This is a genomic window from Shigella sp. FC1967 (genome assembly GCF_001743005.1).
Lineage (GTDB): Bacteria > Pseudomonadota > Gammaproteobacteria > Enterobacterales > Enterobacteriaceae > Proteus.
Map to the genome: position 1 here is coordinate 1 of NZ_MIIZ01000891.1, position 2169 is coordinate 2169.

Here is a 2169-nt window from a genome sequence, read left to right on the forward strand (position 1 = left end):
AAAAAAAATTTTTTTTTTAAAATATTCTTTTATATTCTCTTACTAAAAAGGTATTGATTCTAAATGAATAGTAAAAAAAGATATTCATTTAATTAAGTCTATTCACATTATTATTGGTCTAATTAAAAATAAAAAAATAAAAAAATAAAAATAGACTATAATCATACAGTAAATTCATTAGAAAAAAGACCACCAAATTTAAAATTAAAGAAAATAAAAAAAAACTATTTTATTAAAAAAAACAAATAAATCATAAATTAATTCTACTAGATAATAATGATAATGTATTTATCCTACTAAAAAATGACAACAATAACCTTCTTCTTTATAACACTCAAACAGAGAAAACAGAGAAAATTAGCAAAGATGATTTATTTGAACCTAAAAATATCTACCACCTTGATTTTAAAGCAAATAATGAATTTAACATTGCTTGGTTTTTACCTGTATTTAAAAAATATAAAACTCTTTTTTATGGTGTCTTTTTTTATTCATTGATTTTGCAGTTATTATTATTAGCATTCCCTTTTAGTTACACAAATTATTATGGATAAAGTCATTATTCATCAGGCATTATTAACGCTTGATATTTTAGTTGTTGCTCTTGTTTTTATTGCTATTTATGAAGGGGTATTAAAAGGTATTAGAGAATATATCTATCACCACACGGCAAATAAAATTGACATTACCTTAAGTTTTAAAGCTTACTGAACACTTATTTAAATTACCGATTAGCTATTTTAAATCTCGGCAAACGGGTGCCATTGTCAATCGTGTAAAAGAGCTAGATATTATTAGAGAATTTATTACTAATACATTGTTAATGTTAATTGCCGACTTCTCTTTTATCTTTATCTTTCTCTTTGCAATGGCAATGTTTTCTCTCAATTAACTCTTCTCTTTATTATCACCATCCCTTGTTATCTTTTTTTAGCCAAATTCCTTGCACCTAAAATAGAATTTGCTGTTCAACAACTGTATCAAGAAGCAGCAATTAATAGTGGATTCCTCACAGAAAGTTTAGGGGGAATTGAAACAATTAAAAGCCTTTCCCTTGAACCTCGATTTACACATCAGTGGTATACACAAACACATCAACTCACGACTAAAAGCTTCGCACTTCAAAGAATTGATAATTTTTCACGCATTATTGTGTTATTTATTAACAAAACAACAATAGCATTTTTGCTATGGCAGGGTGCCTATGAAGTCATGTCACTGTCAATGACAATAGGTCAACTTATTGCATTTATAATGCTTCTGAGATTCTGTTTACAACCCTTTGCGACGGCAATCGATGTCTGGGGTAAATATATCAGAACTAAAACTGCGATCTATAACTTACAAGATATTCTTAATCTTCCCAAAGAACAGGATCTAGCAACACTGCAATCGAGCATCAAGGGTGAAATTATCTTTAACAACGTCAGTTTTTATTATCAAAGCAATACGCCTGCTATTTTAAATAATATTTCATTACATATTAAAAAACGTGAAGTTATTGGTATTGTTGGTACTTCAGGATCGGGTAAAAGCACTTTAGCACGAATGCTTTCAGGTCTTTATATTCCACAATCAGGCTGTCTAAAAATTGATGGTATCCCACTTACGCAATTTCATTTAACTCACCTACGCCAACAAATCGGTTTCGTGTTACAAGAAAATTTTTTATTCCACTTAAGTGTCTTTGATAATATTCGATTAACTCATCAACAAGCTACTTTAGAAGACGTTATTCATGTTGCCAAAATAGTCGGAGCACATGAGTTTATTCTAAAACTCCCCTTGGGGTACGATACTCTTATTACAGAAGGTGGATCCTCATTATCAGGAGGTCAACGCCAACGTATTGCGATGGCTAGAGCCTTATTACCATCACCTAAGATTTTAATTTTCGATGAAGCCACCAGCGCTTTAGATGAAGATTCTCAAACCATCATTCAAAACAATCTCCCCCTTATTACTAAAGATAAAACCGTTATTATCATTGCTCATCGACTTTCAACTATTAGAAATTGCTCTCGTATTATTGTGTTAAATAAAGGGCAACTTGTTGAAGAAGGAAAACATGAAGAGTTAATTGAAAACAGTCGTTACTACAAAAAACTTTGGCAACTTCAGCAAGGATGCTAAGCATGAAACTAAATATTCTCTCTATTTTCTACTTTT

General features: G+C 30.1%; 3 protein-coding genes. All 3 read left to right on the top strand.

All coding sequences use genetic code 11. The features are described from left to right. Positions 1-546: 546 nt before the first annotated feature. Genes BHE89_RS26040 through BHE89_RS26050 form a run of 3 tightly spaced genes read left to right on the top strand, consistent with a single transcriptional unit; the run spans position 547 to position 2133 of the window. Positions 547-711: a hypothetical protein gene (locus tag BHE89_RS26040; RefSeq protein WP_286146202.1), complete on the top strand. Its 165-nt coding sequence runs from the start codon at positions 547-549 to the stop codon at positions 709-711. Positions 712-730: 19 nt separating this feature from the next. After that, a complete protein-coding gene (locus BHE89_RS26045; RefSeq protein ID WP_286146203.1) occupies positions 731-892 on the top strand; it encodes an ABC transporter transmembrane domain-containing protein in 162 nt (53 codons plus the stop codon). Then, positions 817-2133 carry a peptidase domain-containing ABC transporter gene (locus tag BHE89_RS26050; protein ID WP_458694232.1) on the top strand — a complete coding sequence of 439 codons (1317 nt, stop codon included), beginning with the start codon at positions 817-819 and terminating at the stop codon, positions 2131-2133. The genes BHE89_RS26045 and BHE89_RS26050 overlap by 76 nt, the downstream gene beginning before the upstream one ends. Positions 2134-2169 lie beyond the last annotated feature (36 nt).